Source organism: Metabacillus litoralis, from assembly GCF_020524045.1.
Taxonomy (GTDB): Bacteria; Bacillota; Bacilli; order Bacillales; family Bacillaceae; genus Metabacillus; species Metabacillus litoralis_C.
Window position 1 is genome coordinate 164,890 of sequence record NZ_JAIVKL010000006.1, and the last position, 18,799, is coordinate 183,688.

General features: G+C 34.2%; 17 protein-coding genes, 1 pseudogene and 1 riboswitch. Of the genes and pseudogenes, 13 read left to right on the forward strand and 5 right to left on the reverse strand.

Features of this window, described 5'->3' with window-relative positions; genetic code table 11:
• The first annotated feature begins 117 nt into the window (after positions 1 to 117).
• A complete protein-coding gene (locus LC076_RS11405) occupies positions 118 to 1,149 on the forward strand; it encodes a hypothetical protein (RefSeq protein ID WP_226668952.1) in 1,032 nt (343 codons plus the stop codon).
• Positions 1,150 to 1,211: 62 nt separating this feature from the next.
• Here the strand turns inward: LC076_RS11405 and LC076_RS11410 are convergent, their stop codons facing one another.
• Complete coding sequence (locus LC076_RS11410; RefSeq protein WP_226668953.1) at positions 1,212 to 2,141, reverse strand: DMT family transporter; 930 nt, start codon at positions 2,139 to 2,141, stop codon at positions 1,212 to 1,214.
• A 208-nt stretch (positions 2,142 to 2,349) separates the two neighbouring features.
• Positions 2,350 to 4,416 carry a hypothetical protein gene (locus tag LC076_RS11415; RefSeq protein ID WP_226668956.1) on the reverse strand — a complete coding sequence of 689 codons (2,067 nt, stop codon included), beginning with the start codon at positions 4,414 to 4,416 and terminating at the stop codon, positions 2,350 to 2,352.
• Positions 4,417 to 4,579: 163 nt separating this feature from the next.
• Between LC076_RS11415 and LC076_RS11420 the strand changes: the two genes are divergently transcribed.
• The 3 genes from LC076_RS11420 to purU all read left to right on the forward strand — a co-directional run bounded on the left by LC076_RS11420 (position 4,580) and on the right by purU (position 6,981).
• On the forward strand, positions 4,580 to 5,338 hold the full coding sequence (locus tag LC076_RS11420) for a threonine/serine exporter family protein (RefSeq protein ID WP_226668958.1): 759 nt from the start codon (positions 4,580 to 4,582) through the stop codon (positions 5,336 to 5,338).
• 188 nt (positions 5,339 to 5,526) lie between these two features.
• Positions 5,527 to 5,991, forward strand: coding sequence for a threonine/serine exporter family protein (locus LC076_RS11425; protein WP_226669333.1), 465 nt, complete (start codon positions 5,527 to 5,529; stop codon positions 5,989 to 5,991).
• A gap of 90 nt (positions 5,992 to 6,081) precedes the next feature.
• A complete protein-coding gene (gene purU, locus LC076_RS11430) occupies positions 6,082 to 6,981 on the forward strand; it encodes a formyltetrahydrofolate deformylase (protein ID WP_226668962.1) in 900 nt (299 codons plus the stop codon).
• Positions 6,982 to 7,457: 476 nt separating this feature from the next.
• On the opposite strand, the gene LC076_RS11435 is transcribed toward purU, so the two are convergent.
• Positions 7,458 to 8,075, reverse strand: a complete 618-nt coding sequence (locus LC076_RS11435) for a TetR/AcrR family transcriptional regulator (protein ID WP_226668963.1) — start codon at positions 8,073 to 8,075, stop codon at positions 7,458 to 7,460.
• A 147-nt stretch (positions 8,076 to 8,222) separates the two neighbouring features.
• Here LC076_RS11435 and LC076_RS11440 point away from each other — a divergent pair, with 147 nt between their 5' ends.
• From LC076_RS11440 to LC076_RS24500, 3 genes and pseudogenes are all read left to right on the forward strand, one after another.
• On the forward strand, positions 8,223 to 10,445 hold the full coding sequence (locus LC076_RS11440) for an MMPL family transporter (RefSeq protein WP_226668966.1): 2,223 nt from the start codon (positions 8,223 to 8,225) through the stop codon (positions 10,443 to 10,445).
• Between the two features lie 63 nt (positions 10,446 to 10,508).
• Entirely contained in the window at positions 10,509 to 11,237 is a 729-nt protein-coding gene (locus tag LC076_RS11445; protein ID WP_226668968.1) for an alpha/beta fold hydrolase, read from the forward strand.
• Positions 11,238 to 11,430: 193 nt separating this feature from the next.
• Positions 11,431 to 12,203 (forward strand): annotated as a pseudogene (locus LC076_RS24500) (lipid II flippase family protein).
• Positions 12,204 to 12,661: 458 nt separating this feature from the next.
• Here the strand turns inward: LC076_RS24500 and LC076_RS11460 are convergent.
• Both LC076_RS11460 and LC076_RS11465 read right to left on the reverse strand, forming a co-directional pair.
• The gene (locus LC076_RS11460; RefSeq protein WP_226668971.1) at positions 12,662 to 13,051 is read right to left on the reverse strand and encodes a hypothetical protein; all 390 of its coding nucleotides are present in this window, start codon (positions 13,049 to 13,051) and stop codon (positions 12,662 to 12,664) included.
• A gap of 43 nt (positions 13,052 to 13,094) precedes the next feature.
• Positions 13,095 to 13,301, reverse strand: coding sequence for a helix-turn-helix transcriptional regulator (locus LC076_RS11465; RefSeq protein WP_204954951.1), 207 nt, complete (start codon positions 13,299 to 13,301; stop codon positions 13,095 to 13,097).
• 301 nt (positions 13,302 to 13,602) lie between these two features.
• Between LC076_RS11465 and LC076_RS11470 the strand changes: the two genes are divergently transcribed.
• The 6 genes from LC076_RS11470 (at position 13,603) to LC076_RS11495 (ending at position 18,729) form a co-directional block, all read left to right on the forward strand.
• Positions 13,603 to 14,430 carry a uroporphyrinogen-III synthase gene (locus tag LC076_RS11470; protein ID WP_226668972.1) on the forward strand — a complete coding sequence of 276 codons (828 nt, stop codon included), beginning with the start codon at positions 13,603 to 13,605 and terminating at the stop codon, positions 14,428 to 14,430.
• Positions 14,423 to 15,028, forward strand: a complete 606-nt coding sequence (locus LC076_RS11475) for a hypothetical protein (RefSeq protein WP_226668974.1) — start codon at positions 14,423 to 14,425, stop codon at positions 15,026 to 15,028. The genes LC076_RS11470 and LC076_RS11475 overlap by 8 nt, the downstream gene beginning before the upstream one ends.
• 193 nt (positions 15,029 to 15,221) lie before the next feature.
• On the forward strand, positions 15,222 to 15,545 hold the full coding sequence (locus LC076_RS11480) for a PadR family transcriptional regulator (protein ID WP_226668977.1): 324 nt from the start codon (positions 15,222 to 15,224) through the stop codon (positions 15,543 to 15,545).
• Positions 15,538 to 16,095 (forward strand): HAAS signaling domain-containing protein, encoded by a 558-nt coding sequence (locus LC076_RS11485; protein WP_226668981.1) that lies wholly within the window; start codon positions 15,538 to 15,540, stop codon positions 16,093 to 16,095. Before LC076_RS11480 ends, LC076_RS11485 begins: the two co-directional genes overlap by 8 nt.
• On the forward strand, positions 16,092 to 16,937 hold the full coding sequence (locus LC076_RS11490) for a DUF4097 family beta strand repeat-containing protein (protein ID WP_226668983.1): 846 nt from the start codon (positions 16,092 to 16,094) through the stop codon (positions 16,935 to 16,937). Before LC076_RS11485 ends, LC076_RS11490 begins: the two co-directional genes overlap by 4 nt.
• A gap of 483 nt (positions 16,938 to 17,420) precedes the next feature.
• A riboswitch (SAM riboswitch) is annotated at positions 17,421 to 17,537 on the forward strand.
• Positions 17,538 to 17,709: 172 nt separating this feature from the next.
• The gene (locus LC076_RS11495) at positions 17,710 to 18,729 is read left to right on the forward strand and encodes a BMP family protein (RefSeq protein WP_226668986.1); all 1,020 of its coding nucleotides are present in this window, start codon (positions 17,710 to 17,712) and stop codon (positions 18,727 to 18,729) included.
• Positions 18,730 to 18,799 lie beyond the last annotated feature (70 nt).

Genomic DNA, 18,799 nt, shown 5'->3' on the forward strand with positions numbered 1-18,799 from the left:
TACTGGAGAAGTCTTAGTTGAGAAAGAATGAATTAAATGTATTTAGGATTTACTACGTATATATGGTAAAACATTAAATAGAGGTAATTAATTTGGTATAAAGAAAGGAATACATAAATGAACTTTAAAGATAGAGTAGAGCCCATTCTCACAACAGATGATCCTTTTCTACAAGAATTTATTTCATATCTATTACATGATTATCCTGGCATAGAAAGTTCATGGCTAAAAAAGCTATTATATAAGGCAAAAGAAAATCCAGAAAGTGCTTCTACGATCTTATTACTTTTAAATGTCGATTCTGCTGATGAAGAGGTTGCACGTATGTTAGCTGAGGGAGTGATAAATGCAGATCCAAGCATTGCCCCACTATATTTACAGTTAGTAAACAAATTGTCACCAGATCTAGTATTAACACAAAAACAGCTGATTGAATCATATATCTCTAAAGAGGCTTGGGATTTTTACGAATTATTAAAGAATGGAACAGAAGATGATGTGTGGCCCGCATTCTTTGAGACATTATCGAAACTAGAGTCTAACTATAATGAACACGAAGAATTTCAGAAGGCGAAAAATATCGCTTACACACTTGTCCAAAGAAACTGGATTACGGTAGATACTGTGGTTCGGATATTTCAGGAAAATCTAGGGGAAGAGTCATTTTTCTACAGTGGAATTCTTGCTATCTATTTAATGAGATTAATGAAGTTAGAGCAGTATATGGAGGATTTAGCAAAACTGCTTGAACGAGAGGATGAAGACCTTCTATTAGATGAGGTTTGTGAAACATTAATTTCCTTTCAATCTCTTGCTGTTATTGAAGCAATCAAACCATATCTATCAGAACAAGAAACAAATATCTATGCTCTTTCGATTGCAGAAAATATTAAAATAGAAGAAAGCGTAGACGCGTTACGAAATGCCTACTATAAAGTGGAACGAAATGATAGCAAAGAAATGATCATCGAAGCTCTCGCAAATCAGCTTCATTTCGATGCAGAAAAAGAAATAAATGATTATGTAAGTAGAAGACAACAAGGTTTTATGATTGATCTTGATTTAACGTCATATGGCTATTATAAAATTGTAGGAATTCACCACCCACTAATGCCAAAATGGGTAGAAACTCTACATAATAGAGCTTGAAGAAAGAGGCTGGGACAAAATGAAAGAAATCAACTATTTTACCCAGCCTCTTTATGATTAATTCATGCTACATATTTTTGTTTCCCTTTACGATATCGTAATAACTCCTCAAATCCACCTGATCCAAGAACAACACCGAATATAATAAAGATAAATCCTAAAATCTGAGGAAGTGAGATCACTTCACCTAGAAATAACGTTGCCCCTACTAACGCAAAGAAAGGATTTAGATTTATGAATATAGCAGATTCTGATGGACCGACCTTCCCTATTGCATAATTGTAGATCATATGGCCAACTGAAGTAGCTAAAAAAGCTGATGCGAAGAAAAGTAACCAAATACCAATTGACCCATTCCCCATACTTTGTAATCCGTTCGGCTCTACAATTAGACTAATAGCAAATAAAATAACTGATCCAAAAAGCAACATGTACCCTGTCATTAATCGAGGATCCAATGTCCCTGAAATTTTCTTAATCATAATAAAGCTGATGGCTTGTAAAAAGATCGATAAAAACACATGAAAATCACCTAATGAGATGGCTTGAAGGCCTCTCCCGCTTTGAAAAATAATGAAAAAGATTCCGATAAAGCCGAACAATATTCCAGCAAACCTTAGAACGGTAACTTTATATTTTAATAAAAAGATAGCTAAAATTGTTGTCAAAATTGGTCCCATACCTAAAATGAGTCCACCATTTGAAGCAGAAGTTTCCTTTAATCCAACTGATAGGAAATAGTGGTGTCCAACTACATTAAAAAGTGAACAAAAAATGATGTATAATAGCTGCCTTTTTGAAGGCTTTTTTAAAAGACCTAAATAATACAACAAGAAAAATACCCCAACAGCTGCTGTGAAAATTCGAAAAGCTGTCATTGTTACAGGCATAAAACTGGTGACGAGAAGTTTTGTTGCAATAACATTAAGTCCCCAGATAACCATCACAAAAAACAATGTAATATAGATTTGTAGTTTACTATTTTTACTCATGAATTTACTCCTTTAAAGACAAAAGATGTTACAGTATATTTCATAAATCATATAGCAAACACTTTATATTGTCTAATCTGCGAATACATTTTTATATGATTGAGAAATAAGATGGTTTTAGTAGAAATGAATATTGATTTCGAAGGTTTTCACTATGTGATATCACAAAAGAAAAAAGGATACTATCTCAAGTATCCACCTTAATAATCTAGGCATCTTCACTCAAAGATTGCTCACCAAATGGTTTGATAACAGAATCTAAAAGCAACTTACTTTGTATCTTATTACCTGAAAAATTTAATATTCCAAGATTATTATTTGTTTCCAAAATTGAACCGTCTTCTATAGATTGATAGCTAATATCCTCTGACCATGATGGATGATCATTCTGTAGATATTTCGATTCTTGATTATGCGTGCTAACTTTCCGATCCTTTCCTTGAAGAGTATTAATCCAAACGATAAGATTTAATAAACTGCCAAACATGCATCCAAAACTATCATTGTTCATCGGACTACTGGTTAACTGATAAATGGAAAGATCATGATTGTTTATTTCGACATTTACTTTTGCAGTAAAGGCATAATGAACATCACCTGATAGTATAATGGTATCACTTGGCTGCCATTTTTTAAGTTGTTGTAGAAAAGACGAAAATCCTTTCATATTGTATCTCCATGCTTCAAAATCTAGCTTGTAATGAACAGGAACACCTAATGCACGAAATGGATAGATATTGTTTTGAAGAAAACGCTCGATCAATTGTACCCCGTATAAAGGTGTGGCTGATGCGATAATTAACGGCTCTCCTGTCTCCCATTGGGCTTTTGATAAAAGAGAATCAACAAGACTCCACCCTTTCTCTCCGATAAGTATTGGCGGTTTGCTTACTTCATCAACAAAGCTCAATAGCTTTACTTCTTCTAACGAAGCATCATATTCTCTTAGAGTTCGCGTATCAAGGAATAATGAAGCTGGTGTTGTAGGTGCTACAAAATGCCAGGATTGAAAAGAGAATAGCTGTGATACCCAATTTACATAAGAAGTTGCTCCAACACGATAGTTTTTAAAATAAGCTGTATGTGTTTGCATAAAAGCTTCATCATAAACGGCAGGCTGATTCCCCCACCCTTGAAACAGCCAGTATGAGGATAATCCGTTTGCGATTGTGTGTTTGCCCAGAGGTGAATCATATACATCTTCTTTCCATTGTGAAGAAATATTCCAATCATCCGTCAAATCATGATCATCAAACATCATATAGGTTGGAGTATTTGCTAAAACCCTTCGAACCCTTGAGATAGATTTCTCAAAGTTTTGAAGATCGTTTAATTGTTCAGCATATCGTTTTTTATTCTCGATATACTCTTTTTTATGTTCATCGTCTGAGGATTTCTGTGAAGTAAAATGAATTTGATTTTGCTCATATACATCATTATAAGATTTCACAGCTTTTTCTCCATGAGCTAAATTCCATAATTCAGGGCTCCAGCTTAGTAGATACATAACAGCATACTCACCTAGGGTTATTAAATGGTTATGCGCATTTGATGAAGTGAATTGACAAAGGTTGTTCATAATATCCTGTCTGCCACGAATTTTCTTAAGCTGTTGTTTCCGCTTTTGTTTTTTAAGTTTTGGTTCTACTGCAACTAAATTTTCATGCTGTGCACCGATCAACCTCCTACTTACATTATAGATAAATGGGAATATGGGGTCGGCTACATCATCGGCATATATTTGATCTCCCAGCATAAATAATGCACTTGGTCTTTGAGAAAGAACATTTGAGGTTTTGGCCAATATATGATCTGCTTCTGCTAATCGATCTGGACCTTTTCCGTGAAGCTTTCTGCATGAGCCATATAGAATGTAAGGATTTATTTCCGATTGAATAAAAAACGTAGGATATTGAAAATTCCTATATACAATTGAGTCAGGATTTTCTTGGTTAAGTAATTCAAGGTCGTGTAAATCAATAGAATTTTCACTATTTATAAAAGTGATGTTATAACCGAGAAGCTGGTCAGTAGGGAATTCACCGTAAAATGGTGTAACTTTAATGAGATTTATAAATAGATGATCGCCTGCTTTTACTGTTTTTTGATTTACTCGAACATGCAAATCGTCATATGCTAATGATTCTTCGTTTGTTTGAATGGTAAAAAGCTTAGCACTTATTGAAAATTCCTCACTTGTGGCTAACCATATATAAATATGTGCCGGCTCTACCCTCCGAAGAATCGGACCAGCCAATATAGTTGGAAAATCCATTTATGTTAGTCACCACCTGAAATAGGTTTTTATTAACGTATTCAGAATTAGGCAGTTTTGTGAGAATGGGCAGAGGATTTTCAAACAATTAAGCTAATGGAATTGATTATCTAGACTTTCTTCATTACACTTTAACTAGACATCACAACGATGGAGTGAAAAAATGGTAAATTATAATGAAAATGAGATTTTCGATATAATGGAGGTATGCTTGCTAGCTGGGAAAATCATGCTCCGAAGTGGCGCAGAGACATACAGGGTAGAAGATACGATGATGAGAATTGGGTCAGCTTATGGAGTTGAACAATCACATAGCTATGTAACACCAACGGGAATTATCTTTTCTGTTAGTAGTAAAACACCTACCCAATTAGTAAGAATTGAAGATCGTTCAACAGATTTACAAAAAGTTGAAAAAGTAAATAGTATTTCAAGGGAAATTAGCAATGGTGAGCTTTCTGTAGAGGAAGCATATAAACAGCTTAAAGTGATTGAACAAGCAGCACATGCTTACCCAATATGGGTGCAAATTGCTGCAGCCTCAATATCAAGCGGCTGTTTCCTCATTATGTTCAATGGTGGCTGGAGTGATTTTTTACCTGCTGTTATTGCTGCCGGAATTGGATTTTCCAGTCTCATATATATTCATAGGCTAGTTGAAATCAAGTTTTTTGCTGAATTTTTGGCATCCTTTGTTATAGGTTTATTAGCTGTTTTGATGGTTACCTTAAACATAGGAACAGAGTTGGATAAAATTATTATTGGATCTGTTATGCCTCTTGTACCAGGCTTATTAATCACAAATGCAGTGAGAGATTTAATGGCAGGCCACTTAGTATCAGGGATCTCCAAGGGTGCAGAGGCATTTTTAACAGCATTTGCGATTGGCGCAGGTGTGGCGGTTGTGTTTTCTATTTATTAGCAAGGCTCTTTTCTGAACGATTGTTGCTATGTAACCAAAATTTATAGTGAAAACAGTGTTTTTTCGCGATAAGGGTATTATTTTATGAAGAAAAGATGCCACTAGACTTAATACAGTGCTGAATGCTTCAGGTATTTAAAACAACAAAGTTTGCGAAAACAGCCATTAGTAAAGTTATTATTTTCAATATGGGGGCCTTACATGTGATTGAACAGCTTGTTACTAGCTTTATTGCATCAGCAGCATTTGGTGTCATTTTTAATGCACCTCAAAAGTCATTAATAAAATGCGGCTTAGTTGGAATGGTTGGCTGGATTATTTATGTAACACTTTATGAATATTCAAGTGATAGTGTTTTTTCCTCATTAGTAGCTTCCTTTTGTATTGCAATTATCAGCCAGTTTTTTGCTAAAAAATATCGTACTCCTGTGATTATCTTTAACGTGTCAGGTATTATCCCTTTGGTTCCAGGTGGATTAGCATATGATGCAATGAGACGGGTTGTTGAAAATGAATATAACGCAGCTATTTCGTTAGCAGCAGAAGCATTTATGATATCTGGTTCAATAGCAATTGGACTGGTTTTATCTGAAGTGATCAATCAAATCATTCGAAAAAAGAAGCTGAGGAAGGTTTCTTCAGAGGGTTTGTAGTAAGATTTCACAAAGAAAATACGAAAAAATCTTAAGGTTTTAAGTTAACTAATGTATAATGTTTTAATCACTTACAGAGAGGTTTGTATCATGAATTCATTTATTAAAGATCAAGTAGAACAATTTCAAGTACGTAACAAAAATCGTGGACGTTTATTAGTAAGCTGTCCTGACCAACCAGGTATTGTTTCGACCATTTCAAAATTCTTATTTTCCCATCAAGCAAATATCATTGAATCTAGCCAATATTCAACAAATCCAGAGGGTGGATCATTTTTTATTCGTATTGAATTTGAATGTCCGAATCTCGATGAAAAGGCAAGTAAAATGGAGCAGGAATTCACTGAGATTGCTGGAGAATTTTCAATGGAGTGGAGCTTCACACATGTGTACAATTTAAAGAAGGTAGCAATATTTGTTTCAAAAGAGCTTCATTGCTTGCTAGAGCTTCTATGGGAATGGCAAAGTGGAGATTTAATGGCAGATATCGCCCTTGTGATTAGTAACCATGAAGAAGCAAGAGAAGTTGTTGAGAACTTAAACATTCCGTTTTATCATATCCCTGCTAATAAAGATATTAGACAGGAAGTAGAAGAAAAACAATTAAAGTTATTAAAAGAATATGATATTGACTTAATTGTGTTAGCTCGTTACATGCAAATTCTGACACCAACATTTGTTTCGGCAAACCCTAATAAAATCATTAATATTCATCACTCCTTCTTACCTGCGTTTATCGGGGCAAGACCTTATGAAAGAGCTTATAACCGAGGAGTAAAATTAATTGGAGCCACATCACATTATGTAACAAATGATCTTGATGAAGGACCAATCATTGAGCAGGATATAAGCCGTGTCGATCATCGAGATAATGTTGATAAACTAAAGAAAATAGGTCGATCGATTGAACGTAGTGTGTTAGCTCGTGCAGTTAAATGGCACTTAGAAGACCGTATCCTGGTTCATGGAAATAAAACGATTGTGTTTTAAAAGTTGTTTTAGTTAATTTTGTTGTATATTGATATAATTTCATGCTTCTAGAGGACTTAGTAGCATTAATTATAGACAACAGCAAAAAAAGTAAAAAGAGTTCTAATGCACTACTAACGGGTTCCGACTAAGAGTGCAAAAAGCAGATCAACAAAGTAAAAGCGTGAATTCACATACGAATTCACGCTTTATTTTGCTTGGTAATTTAACATGTGGAAAGTTTTCAATGATTTTTCATATGATTTTCACAAACTATTTCTAGATATGAAGATGATTATTGGAAAGAGAAACTATCTGTGAAAACATGTGAGAAATATCTATTAACACAATTAAATTTGAGTATTCCCGTTATTGTCAATATGAAGAGAGAAAAAACGATTATATTATATGTGAAAAGACGAGAGGCTAAATTTGTCTCAGAGCATCAAAGTTGAAGGCTCCAATCCTTTTGTTGAAAGGGGGGAGCCTTCACTGCTTTATTTAGGTGCTATACCTGTCCAAAAAAGATCTACTAAAGACTGAGCTGTTTTTTCATATCCTCCTAATTCAGTTATTAATTCTGTTTTGTTTTTAATCATTGTTACGGTGGAAAATGCATGTGCTAGCAGCAATGGGCTAGTTGTGACGATTTCTCCATTTTCCATTGCCTGTTTAAATATATTTTCAAGGGCTTTATGGATTTCTTTCTCAGAGGCACGAATTTCACGGATATGATCTTCTGTAAGGGAAGAACTCGCTTCTTGTAATAATGTTTCAAAATCAACGTGAGGTCGCTGTAGATGTTCTAAAGTAACTTTATATAATCTGTTCTCTAATCCTTTCGAGCTGTTTAATAATTCCTCCACACGTTTTGTAATACGCTGAAACATGCTTGATACAGCTGTAGTGAATAGTGTTGCCTTATCTTTAAAATAGTAATAAACACTGGCTTTTGTAACATTGCTTGCGTCAGCTACTTGTTGCATCGAAACAACTTCGTATCCATATGTCATAAATAGGTGTGCTGCTGTTTTTGCAATTCGCTCCCTCGTTATATTCATTTCAGCCTTAACTCTAGGTCTGCCAGGTGTTCTCTTAGATTTCTTAGGGTCCATGCATAAGCTCCTCCTTCTAGTTCAAAAAATTGGCACATTTAAACTAGTTGATTAATTAACCTTCCGGTATATATAATTATACTTAGTGATATTTTAATTTTAATGTAATTTAGTAAAACAAACAAACATTGAAATGAGGGAGTTTATGTGAAGAAATCACCTTTAACCACAATCAGCCAGTATATGACAGGGAGAGTAAGTCGATGGATTGTCATTGCAGCCTGGATTATAGTAACTGTGGTATTAACCATTGCCTGGCCGCCTGTTAACGAAACTGAGGTTAATAATGCCCCGAACTTAAGTGAAGATTCACCTTCTGTAGAAGCAGATAATCAAATTAAAGAAGAATTCCCTAATTCTTCAGGAGTGCCGGCGTTACTTACATGGCATAATGAAGCAGGTTTAAATGAAGAAAATTTAAAAGCTGTTCAAAAAATGTCAGAGGATTTATCTGATAAACCGTTAGAAGGGCAATCATCTACACCTCCTTTGCATAAGATGCCAATACCTGCTTTGCAAGAGATGATTTCTGAAGATGGCACCACCCTCGTACAACCTATCTTTTTTGAAGAAAATATTGAGACTGATATTCTGGAAAAAAATGTAGATAAGGTCAAAGAGCAAGTAGAAGAGAAGGTTTCTTACGATTCTTTTGCTACAAATATTGATGATCCTGATAAACTAAGCACTCGAGTGACAGGGCCAGTTGGGATTCAGGTAGATGCTACAAGCCTTTTTGAAGGAGCAGATGTAACATTACTAATTGCAACAGTTCTATTAGTATTAATTCTCCTTCTTGTCATTTACCGTTCCCCGATTTTGGCGATTATTCCTTTAATTGGTGTAGGTTTTGCCTATATGGTCCTTAGTCCAATTCTGGGTATTTTAGCAGACAAAGGGTGGATTACGGTTGACTCACAAGCTATAGCTATCATGACCGTTTTATTATTTGGAGCTGGAACAGATTACTGCTTATTTATAATTTCTCAGTATCGTGATGAACTTCGAAAAGTAAAGGATAAGAGAAAAGCACTTATTCATGCATTCCAAGAAGCTTCAGGTGCAATAGCCATGAGTGGATTAACAGTAGTTATTGCTCTGCTAGTGCTAATTGTAGCGAAATATGGAGCTTACCATCGATTTGCTGTTCCTTTTAGCTTATCTATTTTTGTTATGGGAATAGCAAGTTTAACGCTTATCCCAGCTTTACTTTCTGTTACGGGAAGAGCTTCCTTTTATCCGTTCATTCCCCGTACTCCTGAAATGGAGGAAGAGCTGGCTAAAAAGAAAGGTAAGCCGATACGAATACGTAAAGAAAAGAGTCGTTTCGGAAATTGGGTCGGAACGATTGTGACGACAAAACCGTGGACAATTATTATCATTTGTCTCGTTTTCTTTGGGGCTTTCTCCATGTATTCCAGTCAAATTAAATATACCTATGATTTATTATCTTCTTTCCCTGAAGATATGCCATCACGGGAAGGTTTTCAGGTTATTTCGGATGCTTATTCCCCTGGTGAATTAGCACCTGTTCAAGTCGTCATTGATACGGAAGGAAAAACAGTAGACATAGAAAAAGAGTTACAGAAACATAATCTTGTTGATACAGTGTCTGCCCCGCAAAATGGTGTGGATCATGAAAATTTAAAGGTATATGATGTCAAACTTAATGTGAATCCTTATAGTGCAGAGGCGATGGAAGCTATTCCAGAGTTAAGAGATGCAGCGGTGCAAGAATTAACACAATCAGATATATCCTCTGCGGAGGAAAAAGTATGGATCGGAGGCCAAACGGCAACCCAATATGACACGATGATCACCAGTAATGAAGACACTAATCTCATAGTTCCATTAATAATTGTCTTCATATCTATTCTACTCTTAGTTTACTTACGTTCAATCATAGCCATGCTGTATTTAGTTGGAACTGTTGTTTTATCTTATAGTGCAGCTTTAGGGTTAGGGTGGTTTATTATCCATAATGTAATGGGAGTCGGTGCAATACAAGGAGCCATTCCTTTATATGCATTTGTTTTCTTAGTAGCTCTTGGAGAAGATTATAATATTTTCATGATCTCAAGCATATGGAAGAAAAGAAAGCACATGCCATTGAAACAAGCGATTAAAAAAGGGGTAAGTGAAACAAGTGGTGTTATTACTTCGGCAGGTATTATTCTTGCTGCAACCTTTGCCGTTCTAGCTACATTGCCAATACAAGTTCTGGTTCAGTTTGGGATTATCACAGCTTTAGGTGTTCTTTTAGATACATTTATTGTTCGCCCGTTCCTAGTACCTGCCATTACGACCGTTTTAGGGAAATTTGCTTTTTGGCCGGGGAAATTGAAAGGACTACAAGAAAAAGAAAATTAATAAAAAAAGGATGTGCCCAATCTTTGCACATCCTTTATCATTTCATAATGGAGTGAATCTACGATGAAAAGAAAATTGAAATACATGCTAATCGGCATTATTTTATTACTGGTCGTGTTATTTCTTGGATTTTTTACATGGTCACAACAAACCTATAAACCTTCTTCAGAGCTCGATACACTTTTAGATAAAAGTGAAATTCAATTTGAGGAAGATTGGATCATTTTCAATCAGCATTCAAGTAATATAGGGATTGTGTTATATCCTGGTGGAAAAGTAGAACCTGAAGCATACAGTTACTATGGAAAACAATTAGCAAACAAAGGGTATTTGGTGGTCATACCTAAAGTTCGTTTTAATTTTGCGCTGTTTGATTCTAACAAAGCTACTAAGATAATAGAGAACTACCCATCAATTGGAAAATGGGTAATAGGTGGACATTCATTAGGCGGAGTTGCAGCTGTTAAATTTGCTTATGAGCATCCTAAAAAAATAGATGGAGTTTTCCTATTAGGTTCCTATCCTAGTGAAGGGAATGATTTATCAAAAACGAACACTCCGATACTTTCGATCTATGCAGAAATGGACGGCTTAACCACAGTAGAAAAAATTAACGAAACTAAGAAGTTTTTGTCTAGTAATGCAACAATGCATGAAATAAAAGGAGGCAATCATGGTCAATTTGGTGTTTATGGTAAACAGAAAGGAGATAATGAGGCAGAAATATCTGTTAAGAAGCAACAAGATGAAATGGTGAGTGTTACTTCTGAATGGATAAAACAAATTAAATAATAAGGATAGGCAGCAGTAAGTATCAAACCCCATTGAGAAATGGGGTTTTTTAGCTTCTTAATAAATATAAACGTAACTTACAACAAAAGATGCGGTTAAAAATATTTTTGTGATTTTTTTGATGAGTGTGTGATGATATAACATGCGTATAAAACAATAGTTGTTAACTAAATGTGTAGTTCTTAACTGAAAAATTATTATTTATTGTTTTTTTATTTTTATCATACATTCTATTGAAACACTCGCTTATGATGTGAGGTAATCGGGTGCAAGAGTCAAAATGATAGCGTCAGCTTAATCTCTCTTTAACATAATTGTCATAGTATCACGATTAGCGAATATGATTCGACAACCATTAACTAGAAGATTAATTGATACTGCTACAAATGAAAATGCTCTGGAGTTTGTAGGGGCTTAATTTCGACTTCTTATTGGTACTTCAACGGTTGGAAAGGTTATTGGGAAAATTCTACTCCCAACTTTTATAGCTCTTTATTTTAAAGGGCAATTATTCATTTATTTGAGGAAAAATGCTCGTTCCGCTTTTTATGAAAAGGATATTCTCCATACAATACATAAAACGTGGCATAACACATTTTAGTCTACCTAAGTTTTGATACTTTCGGGAAGCCGGGGTTAAAGATATGCCAGTAAAATTATTTTTCGTATTTGTGATAATAACAGCATTTAATACAATCGGTGTATTAATTAGTTGCATTATATATGCTGCATACTAGCTCCTGAAAGAGCTTTTACGGCAATTATGGCATCGGTTTAATAAATGGTATAGCAACAACACTTTTGGTTATCTTTATTGACCTAAAAATATCTTTAATTGCAGACGATTTTGTTAATCAACGAGGGAGTTACAATAGGCTAAAAAGCATCTCTATAATGATGGTAACTTCAAGATTATTCGGCACATTACTTGTTCAATTTTTGTTTTATTGTGTAATCTTTAGTTAGATAACGGGTATTTTTTGTTTAAAAGCCATATTCAGCAAACAAAGCGCTTATGTGTAATAAGAAAGTCTAAAAATTCATCGTCACTAATTAATAAGAATAGATTATTTAATAGTTGAAACGAGTGTGTTGATGATCTAATTCACATTAGTCTCTAACTAAACTATGTTATATGCTTTTCGTTGGATATAAAAACGTTTAGGAAGAGAGGGAGGAAACATCCTATTATACTTATAGAATAAACTTCGTGTAAAATATTAGATATAAGAAATTAATTTTAAATTCTCTAAGATTGTTTCCAATTTGAAATACATTATTTTAATCTATTTATAAGATTCTTAAGTTTAAAAAACTTAGTGGAATGAAGCTGCAGACACTTGGGTTCCTCCCCAATGAGACTTGTGTCTGCAGCGAAATGAAAGGAGCTAATTTTTGCGCTAAATTAAATTAAAAACAATTTTTTAATAACGCTTCGACAATACAACAAACGAAGAAAATACCGTAATTATCATTAATGTTGCTAACAAACTAACAGTCTGATATCCACTTAGCTGAATGATTTCAAAATAAAGAAGCGGCATGAGTACGACCATATAACCTAATATAAAGAAATAGCTTACAAACATCCCTCTTTCTCGGATTCTTTTTGATCGTTCATCATTTTCTTTAAATTGCGGATAGAGGTACGATAAACAAAAACACATAACTGTTGAACCTAGAAAAACAAATTCATATCCAATAAAGAAAGAACCAGTGGATATACTCGCAAAACTTAGTAACAAGCTATAAAATAAAAATAACAAACCACTAAATAAGAAAAATCTTCTCCCAACTTTACTACTCATTTGCATAAATATTCCCCTCTCTACTAGCTTCGAAATAATCCTGTAAAACCTATTCCTTTCCTTCGTCTTCTAATAGAAAAACTTCTTCTACAATTGTGTTAAAACATCGTGCTATTTGAATAGCAAGAGGCAATGAAGGATTATATCGACCTTTTTCAATAGATATAATTGTCTGACGTGAAACTTCTAGCATCTCTGCCATACGTTCCTGAGAAATTCCATTTTCCTGTCTTAACTGTTTCATACGATTTTTCATTAAAATCACACTTCCTCTACAACCATTATTTTACTGTAAAGGAAACTTTACTGTAAAGTGTACTTTACATAAAAACAAACACAAATTGGTGTTACTTTATTTAAAATCTAATTTTCAGCTTAACTGGTTTTAGGAAATAACGAATTCGTTAATTTTCGCTTCGCAATACGAATTACCTTTGAAAAAACATCTAGTTTTAACATTTATATCTGCTCTACAGGTCTTTTTTATCTATTGTTTTATTAATCTAACCTAGAATGATGGTAAAATAATAGAAATGACTCATGACGGAGGGATTTTTTTGAAACGACTAAACGGTAAAACGATCGCACTTGTTGGACAAAGGAAATCTGAAGAATTAAGCAAGCTTGTAGAAAATTTAGGTGGAGTAGCACTCATTCGTCCTGCACAGGGTACTGTATTTCTAGATGAATCAAACGTTGAAAAGGAAATACACGCACTAGTAACAGGTGATTTTGATTGGCTGATCTTTACAACAGGTATTGGGACAGATAAATTATATCAAACAGCAGTAAATATGGGATTAGGCGAAACATTTATTGAAGCTCTGCAAAACGCAAAAATTGCAGCTCGAGGCTATAAAACGGTCAATGTATTAAAAAAATTAGGCATTAAAATAGATGTAAGAGATGATGATGGCAGTACAGCTGGTTTGGTAAGACAACTTGATGCTCATAAATTAACAGGTTGTCGGGTCGCTCTACAGCTTCATGGAGATCCTGCACCATTATTGATTGACTGGCTAAAGAAGCAAGGTGCTGAGTATCGTGAGATTCTTCCTTATCAACATATTCCACCAAAGCCTGAAGTAATGGAGCAGTTAATTGATGAAATTTTAAGTGGGAAAATTGATGCGGTTAATTTCACAAGCACACCACAAGCAAGGTTTTTACTGGCTTATGCGAAAGAAAAAGGCAAGAATCAGGCGCTTTTACATGCTTTTCGTACAAATGTGATTGCTGTATCTGTTGGTAAAGTAACAGCTCAAGCTCTTAGAGAAGTTGGAATAACTCGTATGGTTATCCCAGAAGAAGAGCGAATGGGAAGTGCGATTATAGCTTTAGTTCAGTTTTATCAAAAGCAAGAAGAAACGAAAATCAATGAGTAAACCAAGTCTATTTCACTACCATTTTTGGACACCTTATTTGGAGGAAACTGAGAAATTCTATGTACAGCATGGTTTTACAGTTACTCAAAGAATAGGGAAGTTTAATGGTGAATTTCAGTCATTTAATCCACCTTTACAATGGGATGATTTTCGTGCTGAAAAGATTCTCTTTCGAATTATTGAGTTAAAAAAAGGGAAAGTAAATATCTCGATCGGGTTTGGTAAGAAGGTCATATTTGATCATTTAGGCTACTTCGTAACAGTTGAGGATGTTGAAAAGATTTGTGAACGTGCTGAAAATTTAAACTGGAAAATCAATAAAGGTGATCGGAGAACCTTTATTTCAACTCCTTATCAGTTTAGAATAGAGCTACAAACAAATCGTGATGCTTTAGAAGATGTAAAAAGTAGTCTAGAATTAAAATCAATAGAATTAACAACAAAGAAACCTGGATTGGAAAATGACTTATTGTACCTTTTCCAACTTGATACAACAAATATAAAAACCAACACAGGTAATGAATTACACCTAAATACTGTTGAGATGAATGATATATCCATTGGGCTAAAAGATCCTAATAATGTATTCTTAAGATGAAAACGGCTTTTTTATAGTCGTTTTTTTCTTTTGAAATGGAACAAGGAAAATTTTTGTAAATTTATTGATTAGTACCTTGTAATGTTCACTAGTGAATGGTATGATATACTTGAAATTGGAAAAAACGTATTTTTTTGGTCCACTAGTAGACAATACACAGTAGTGATCAACATATAATAGGAGCTGACCGAAAATGAATGTTCAATTTAAGAAAGGTGTGCTAGAGCTTTGTGTTTTAGTACTGATCTCTCAAAAGGATCAATATGGATATGAACTAGCACAAAATATTTCAAAGAAGATAGATGTTGCAGAAGGGACATTATATCCGTTGCTTCGTAGATTAACAAAGGAAGATTTCTTTACAACATATCTAGTTGAATCTACAGAAGGACCGTCACGGAAGTATTATACCCTAACAGAGAAGGGCCGAGAGTATATGGTGAATTTGGTTGAAGAATGGCAGCAGTTTAGTTCAGGTGTAAATCAGTTAATTGAAGAGGGGATGACAAATGAATAAGCAAAAGTTTTTAGGTGAATTATCAAATCAGCTTAAAAGTGTGCCACAGCATGATCGTAGTGAAATGCTTTATGATTTTGAGGAGCATTTCAAAATTGGGATTCAGGAAGGCAAATCTGAAGAAGAAATCTCACAAGGGTTAGGTAATCCAAGAGTCATTGCAAAGGATTTACTTGTTGAATATAGAGTTACACAAGCAGAAACAGATCAATCAGTAAAAAGTATGTTCAATGTTGTGCTTGCAACAATAAGCTTAAGCTTTTTTAATATTATTTTCCTACTAGGACCGATTGTAGCCATTATAGGTGTATATATTGCTTTATCAGCTGTTGCTCTAGGCTTTACTCTCTCCCCAATTGCATGGATTGTATCATTATTTTTTAGTGGGCTGGGAGACTTTTTATTAGGCTTTTTTGCTAGCGTTATTCTTTGTAGTCTTGGTGTGTTAATGAGCATTGGTATGATTTATGTTGGTAAGTTTCTTTATAAAGTCATTTTAAAATACATAAGGTTCAATATAAGGATTGCAAAAGGGGGAGAAAGTCGATGAAAAAGGTAGCTTTAACAGCTTTAATCACACTTATTATTGGTATCATAGGTTTCTTTACTGTTAGTGGAAATGTGTTTTCAGTTGGAAAGAATACTAGTCTTAATGAAAGAGAAACATTTGCTTCTAGTAAAATAGATTCAATGATCATAAAAGTAGATGTCGGGGAAGTGAATATAAAGGAAGGTAAGAATGATGAAATCGATGTTCATTTACACGGTAGTATAGCAAAAAAGCTTAAAGATCAAATGGAATTTTCAGTTGAAGAAAAAGGATCTACAGTCGAGGTAAATGTTAGTCAAAGGAAAAATACATTCTTTTTGCAAATTCCGTTTATCAATGCTGATTTTAATAGTAAACGAGTGTTAGATGTAAGTGTCCCAAAAGAGTTGCTTAACAAACTTGATGTGAAAACAGATGTAGGTGAAATTGCTATTGATGGCATTGATGTGGATGAGTTAAAGGCACATAGTGATGTTGGGGAAATTTATGTAAATGGTTTCACTGGAATTGGTGATTTCCAATCAAATGTAGGAGAAGTTGAATTAGAGAATATAAGTGGGAAAATTAAAGCTCAAACAGATACTGGAGAAATTGACTTAAAAGTAGCTGAGATGACAGATGATATTGAACTTTCATCAGATGTCGGTGAAGTCACTGTAAGCTTTGCAAATGAACCTAGTAACATTGGATTTGATTTAAGTAGTGATATTGGTGAGGTTTCAATAAATGGTTTTAAAGGCTATGATAACAAATCATCAGGTAGTATTGTAACGCAAATTGGCAATGGTGGTCCAATGCTTAAGGTCAGTACTGATATTGGTGAGATTTTGGTGGAAAATTAATACCTATTTATTATAAAGGTTCACGATCTATATTCTAGTTATTGGAGCTTTAAGTTATATTAAAGCTCTTTTCTACAAGTTTGTTGTGTTTAAAGTATGTTGAATAAAACTATTTTGGATTGATTGTAGCGAAAGGTGCGAGACTCTTGCGGGAGGAGGCTCACCGCCCGCCTGCGGAAAGCGAGCAACCTGTAGCGGAAATCAACCAGCAAAATACTTTTTATAAAGCAACAAAGTTTGCTTGAAAATATAAATCTAAATGCTGCTGAATAATCGTCACAGTCCCTTTGATAGTTATATATAGAATGCTTTATGAGGTATCTATTTTTATATAGGTACCTCTCTTTAATAATCGCTATACATTTGATTTTGTTGTTTTATACACACACACAAAGTTTTTTGAAAAAATAAAAAAATACCTTGCAAAATCTTAAATTTCCTTTAAAATAGAAAATAATTTAATTTTACGACAATTTACGACAAACCTTATCAAGAGAGGCAGAGGGACTGGCCCTATGACGCCCAGCAACCACTATGTGAAAGAAAACATAGAAAGGTGCTAAATCCTGCAGAGCAATTTCTTGTTCTGATAGATAAGGAAGAGATCTTAATAAGACAACTCTTCCTGTTAAAGGGAAGAGTTTTTTATTATTTAAAAACGAACAATAAATAAATTTATGTTTATAATGTTTGTGTTTTGGGGTTTAATTTTCTCTAAAACTGTTGTATAGTTGTCACTATGATAAAAAATACCGAAGAAGGTGGAGCATCTATGAAAAAAATATTTGTCTTTTTAGCATTGTTTACATTACTTTTAGCTGGTTGTGGTGCAAATGAAACAACTAAATCTGCTGGTGATAAAGCATCAGAAGAAAAATCAAAGAAAATTGCACTAATTCTTCCTGAGAAAATTGGTGTGAATCCATTTTTCCAACAGATGGATGAAGGAGCTAAAAAAGCTGCAGAAGAATTTGGTTTCGAATTTAAAACAATTGAATCTACAGATATAACAGCAATAGAAGAAAACCTTCGTGTTGCAGTAGCAGAAGGATATGATCTGATTATTACATCTTCATTTGAATCAGAAGATTCACTTAAAAAGGTAGCAGGAGAAAATCCTGATCAACAATTTGCCATTATAGATACAACAGTTGATTTACCAAATGTGCGAAGTGTTAATTTTAGAGAACATGAAGCAGCGTACTTATTAGGAGCTACAGCAGGTTTATCAACAAAAACAAATACAGTTGGAATGGTCGCAGCAGTAGATATTCCACTTCTAAAAAAATGGACAGTTGCTTTTGAAGAAGGACTTAAATCAACAAATCCAGATGCACAATTTTTAGTGAATTATGTTGGTAGCTTTGATGATCCAGCAAAAGCAAAAGAACTTGCATTACTTCAATTCTCAAAAGGTGCTGACTTTATAGCTGGTGCTGCAGCGGTAGGAGATCTTGGGGTTTTTGAAGCGGCTAAAGAAGAAGGTTTCTATACAGCAGGACAAGATATCGATCGAACAGAGCTTGATCCTGAACATATTGTTCTTTCCCAACTAAAAGGTACAGATGCGGTAGCTTATGAAACAATTAAAGCTTTTGCTGAAGGAACGTATGAAGCAGGTGTTGTTGCTTATGGCTTAAAAGAAAATGGTGTTGGATTAACATATGTAACACATGACAGTAGCACACCTTTAAATGACTTTGTCGGTCAAGAAGCAATCGATAAAGTGAAGGTTATTAAAGATGATATTATCAGTGGAAAACTAGAAATTAAAAATCCATTAGAAAACTAATAAAATATGAATAAATGGAAACCGACTACTTTTATAGCAGTCGGTTTCCCATGCTTTTTGGGGAGGAGGA